This window comes from Arenibacter aquaticus, from assembly GCF_003957295.1.
Classification (GTDB): Bacteria; Bacteroidota; Bacteroidia; order Flavobacteriales; family Flavobacteriaceae; genus Arenibacter; species Arenibacter aquaticus.
The window spans coordinates 1-4936 of record NZ_RQPJ01000011.1; the positions used below are offsets into that span (position 1 = coordinate 1).

5 protein-coding genes are annotated in these 4936 nt (G+C 40.6%); 4 read left to right on the plus strand and 1 reads right to left on the minus strand.

Features of this window, described 5'->3' with window-relative positions:
- On the plus strand, nucleotides 1–252 hold a 252-nt coding region (locus EHW67_RS20385; protein ID WP_158285126.1), incomplete at its 5' end, for a hypothetical protein.
- A 270-nt stretch (nucleotides 253–522) separates the two neighbouring features.
- Nucleotides 523–3264 (plus strand): endo-beta-N-acetylglucosaminidase, encoded by a 2742-nt coding sequence (locus EHW67_RS13380; RefSeq protein WP_158285127.1) that lies wholly within the window; start codon nucleotides 523–525, stop codon nucleotides 3262–3264.
- A 132-nt stretch (nucleotides 3265–3396) separates the two neighbouring features.
- On the opposite strand, the gene EHW67_RS13385 is transcribed toward EHW67_RS13380, so the two are convergent.
- Complete coding sequence (locus EHW67_RS13385; protein WP_126162906.1) at nucleotides 3397–4185, minus strand: Gfo/Idh/MocA family protein; 789 nt, start codon at nucleotides 4183–4185, stop codon at nucleotides 3397–3399.
- On the opposite strand from EHW67_RS13385, the gene EHW67_RS13390 reads away from it, so the two are divergent.
- Nucleotides 4176–4400, plus strand: coding sequence for a DUF7133 domain-containing protein (locus EHW67_RS13390; RefSeq protein ID WP_126162907.1), 225 nt, complete (start codon nucleotides 4176–4178; stop codon nucleotides 4398–4400). The genes EHW67_RS13385 and EHW67_RS13390 overlap by 10 nt on opposite strands.
- 52 nt (nucleotides 4401–4452) lie before the next feature.
- Nucleotides 4453–4936, plus strand: a 484-nt coding sequence (locus tag EHW67_RS13395) for a DUF7133 domain-containing protein (RefSeq protein WP_449371724.1), incomplete at its 3' end; no start/stop codon positions are given.

The following is a 4936-nucleotide window of genomic DNA, read 5'->3' on the forward strand; positions in this document are numbered from 1 at the left end:
ATCTTAAAGGGGGATATGGGAGTTGTTCCCAAGCTCAAGGAAATTGCCATGGACAATGAGTCATTTTGGACAGATAACTTTGGGGATAGGGACTATCCCATTGAAAGAATCTATGAACTTTGGACTTTTAGAGGGACTTGGGTTTTTAACAAGGAGTTGAAACTTGAAAAGCTTAAGGATGTTGATCCCATGGTCCATGAAAATGAGGTTAAGGATAACCGTGCCAAAAACACGGAAAGGAAAAGCTATTGAAACTTACAGGAGCTGTTGAAACAGTAACAAATAGTATATTCTAAATTTACTGGCATAATAATTAAAAAAGATGCACCCGTCTAGTGCTTTTTTTGAGGAATTGATAGTGCAGATAATAAGCGTTGGAATTCTCACGCTGGTTATTCATCGAAAATTTGAGAATACTTAACGATTATTCCCTTAACTTATCAACAAACGAAACTAGGTCACTTGTTGTGAAAAGGTTTAACCTTTAACCAAATGGCTAGTTTATTAAAAAACCCCCTAAAAATGAAAGCACAACTACTCAATTCACTCTTTTTTTTGCTGTTAAGTTTATTTTTATTGCCATCTACCAGAGCACAAATAGAAGGTGGATCGCCTCCCTATGTCCTTAATGTGGACCAATTGAAAAATTGGAGTCCAACGGCCCCAACCGCAGATGACAATAATATTGCCACTGTGCCTCTGGCCAAGCGATTTTCTGCATCCAATTCACAATTGAACCCACAACTTAGTACGGATATTAAAGTGCTATCCGCTCCTGATGGGATGAATAATTTGGGCAATTATATGACAGAACAAAACCAATTTAATCTGTTTAATTTTACACATTGGCAGTACATTGATGTGTTAAACTGGTTTGGAGGAACGGCCTCCCAGAATATAGTGTTGCCATCCGCTCCATGGGTAAATGCAGCACATAAGAATGGTGTAAAGGTAATAGGGTCTGTATTCTTCGCCCCTACGGCTTGGGGAGGAAATTCTGCGGTCATAGATAATTTCATGGAACAGGATGCCAATGGCAATTACATTGCAGCAGACAAACTGATCGAAATTGCCTTATATTATGGTTTTGATGGATGGCTGTTTAATCAGGAAACCTCCACCTCCTTGGCTGTCGCAACCGCCATGCGATCATTTATGGCCTATCTTCAGGACAATAAACCGGCAGAAATGGAAATCCATTGGTACGATGCAATGATAGAAACAGGACCCGTTATTTGGCAAAATCAGTTGAATTCCTTGAACGATGCCTATCTGCAAGACCTGGAAAACCAAAATCGGACGTCAGATGCCATATTTACAAATTACAATTGGAATTCGGCCTATGTCCAGAATTCCTCTAATTATACTACTGTACTGGGTAGAAGTAAATTTGATGTTTACATGGGAGCAGATCTTTGGCCCGATAGAAATGCCCAACCCGTTTTTGACGATGTAACCTGGATAGATCAAATATTCAATAACGGAAATCTTTCGGATCCTCTTACCTCCATAGCACTTTTCGCTACCAATTTTACTTATGCCAAATATAACAATTATAGGGACGACCCCAATGACGTTGAAAATTTCTATGACACGGAGAGACGATTTTTTTCAGGGGATGATCGGGATATAGATATGGCAGATGGTTCTGGAAAATGGAAAGGATTGGGCAATTATATTCCCGCCAAATCGGTTATTACTAACCTACCCTTTAAAACCAGTTTCAATACGGGTCATGGTAGATTATTTGCCGTAAATGGTGTTGAAACGGTTAGGGACTGGCACGATATGGGCAAGCAAGACATACTCCCAACTTGGCAATTTTCCTTAACTGGCAACAGTCCTTTAATTCCTAGTTTTGATTTTTCCCAGGCTTTTGATGGAGGTTCATCTTTAAATATTGCTGGGAGTCTTAATGCCGATGACATTAATCGCCTAAAGCTTTATAAGACAAAACTGGGTATTTCAGCCAATACTAAAATCGACGTAACTTTTAAAATGGGAGCAACTCTGTCTAGTAACACCAAGCTTATGTTGTCCTTTTCCGATGACTCCAATAGTTTTGTAAGCTTCGACTTGGGAGATAGTCCAGATAGCGGCTGGTCTACAAAGAGAATTGATTTGGGACAATATAATGGTCTGGAGATAGCGGTAATAGGCTTGGAGATGTCGTCTCCAACCGCCGTAAGTGATTTCAGTATTAACATTGGACAGATCAAAATCGAAAATGACAGTACTCCGGCTCCAATTGCCAACTTTTCATCAGATCGTACGACTGCCGTGGAGGGGGATAACATAACTTTTGCAGATCAATCTTCGGACAGTTCCACGTCTTGGTCTTGGACATTTGAGGGTGGAATTCCTGCTGCTAGTAACCTTCAGAACCCAGTAGTAGAATATCCTATCCCGGGTGATTATGATGTGAGTTTGAGAGTCGCCAATATTGCAGGGGAAGATGAACTCCTTAAGACTGGTTATATAACCATTCTAGCCGAGGATACCGAGGTAGATCATACCGATTTTGGTGGTATTATTACGGCAAGGTCCGAAAAGAATGAGGGTGAAAGCCGATATAGGGCTATTGACAATAGATACACACCCAATGATTTTTCCAAATGGGTGGATGCTTCTGGAATACCTAAAAATGATGATCCCTCGTGGCTACAAATAGAATTCCCTGAAGCTAAAATTGTAAATAAACTGGCTTTGATAAGCTCGGATGATAATTTGGGTACAGATCCTCAAAAAATTCTTTTAGTAGCATCTAATGATGGGGTGAATTACGATGAATTGACAAAACAGAACGGAATAGATTTCACCTCCCGTTATGAAAGAATTGAATGGACCTTCCCCAATACCACATCCTATACACATTACAAATTGGTAATTGCCAAGAATGATGACAATCAACCGGAAACACAATTGGCAGAGATCCAGTTGTTGGGACCTGCAGGCAACAACAGTGCTACTTCGGGAGCTGTGGCTTTAAAAATGTCAACTTTCAGTTTTGGCCCACCATTGGAGGAAACAGATTCCGTGGTGTTATTTCCCAATCCGTCCACCTCTACAATCCGAATCACAGGAGAGGGAATAAGTCCTAATTCTAGTTGGGATGTATATACACAAACAGGTATTTTTGTTAGAACCATAACAGGTAACGAAGATAATGAAATGAATGTAGAAGATATGGCCAATGGTATGTATTATATCATGGGGCATGATAACCTAGGGGAGGTTATGGTAAAGCGCTTTGTCAAAAATTAAATTAGATAAATAAGTACTTTAAAAATATAAAATAAGCCCAATTCCTTTGTTGTAGGGATTGGGCTTTATCTAGTTACTAGATGATAGATGAAAGTATTAACTTTGAATTCGATCTTCAGACTGAAGAAGCTATTAGAGCGTTACACGCTTTTTTTTTAAATTACTTTCCTCCATTTTTTCAATGACCATCATATTATAGATGGCATCCTCTAGGGGAGTGGGCACCGGGGTATTGTTTATAATGGCCAAGGCAAACAGGTCGGCCTGTAGGCTGTATTGATTGCAGGTCTCAAATTCAATGGTCTTACAATCATCGCCTATGGTGACCCATATTTTGGAAGGCTTGTCTGTAGGTGGGTTAAAGGGCCATTCAAATTTAATATTTCCTTTGGTACCAAAAATTTGTGCTTGTTGATTGTCTGCCAATTGTGTAGAGCTGAAAAAAATAGACGTGCCCTGTTCAAACTCCAGTATACCGGAGGCCAGTACGTCTACTTTAAATTCCGGGTGATAGTCTATGATCGCCGCAATACTTTTGGGCTCGGAGCCATAAATAAATCGGGACAGGGAAATGGAATAGCAGCCTATATCCATAAGGCTGCCACCACCCCATTCCTTTTTGTTTACAATGCTCTTGGGATCGTCCTCAAAAAAGGAGAAGGAAGACTGTATTGTTTTTATGTCACCAATTGCTCCTTGGTCCACTAGTTCCTTGGTCTTTATCCACTGTGGGTGATGCCTGTACATAAAGGCTTCCATTACCTTTAAATGTGGGTGTTTCTGGGAGGCTTTCAACAATTTTTTGGCTTCCGTACTGGAAAGCCCAATGGGTTTTTCTACCAAAACGTGTTTGCCCGCTTCCAAGGCCTTTATGGCCCATTGCACGTGTAGATGATTGGGAAAAGATAGAATTGGTAGCATCAGAACCTATGGTGGATGAGCCGGTGGCCATGGCTTGGGACGGTAAAATGTATGTGGCCCAAATGGATAATAATATGCAAACTGTAGCTGCAGATTGGGAAGATGAACCTTATATTCAGATAAAACTCTTGGACGACTTGGGTGGGGATGGAAAAATGGACAAGAGTATCGTCTTTATAGATAGTCTGTTATTGCTTTGGATGACCGACTTATAGGGGCCATAAATTGCCTCCATCCGCCTACGGGGATCTTTTTATCTGTGAACCTGTGGCGAGATGGATACGTAGGGCAAAAGTAAAAAATGAGAACGGAAAAAAAGTACTTTACAATGCCTATGATGAGGCCGAGTTCCTAGCATCTACAGATTTGAACTTTAGACCTGTACAGGCAAAAACCGGACCTGATGGGAGTCTTTACATTGTAGATATGTACCGTGGTATTATTCAGGAAGGGAACTGGACAAGGGAAGGTAGTCATTTAAGACCGGTTATTCTTCGCAAAGGTTTGGATAAGAATATAGGAATGGGAAGGATATACAGTTTAATCCAAGAAGATATTGAGCCAGGAGGAAAACCTGGGCTTTTGGATAAATCCGCGGAGGAATTGGTAGAGTATTTAGGACATCCCAATGGATGGTATAGGAATACGGCACAAAAGCTGATTATCTTAAAGGGGGATATGGGAGTTGTTCCCAAGCTCAAGGAAATTGCCATGGACAATGAGTCATTTTGGACAGATAACTTTGGGGATA

Bases quoted from the DNA above. Each gene is read 5' to 3' on its own strand.
- EHW67_RS13380 (WP_158285127.1), top strand. From the start codon at position 523: ATGAAAGCACAACTACTCAATTCACTCTTTTTTTTGCTGTTAAGTTTA.
- EHW67_RS13385 (WP_126162906.1), bottom strand. From the start codon at position 4,185: ATGCTACCAATTCTATCTTTTCCCAATCATCTACACGTGCAATGGGCC.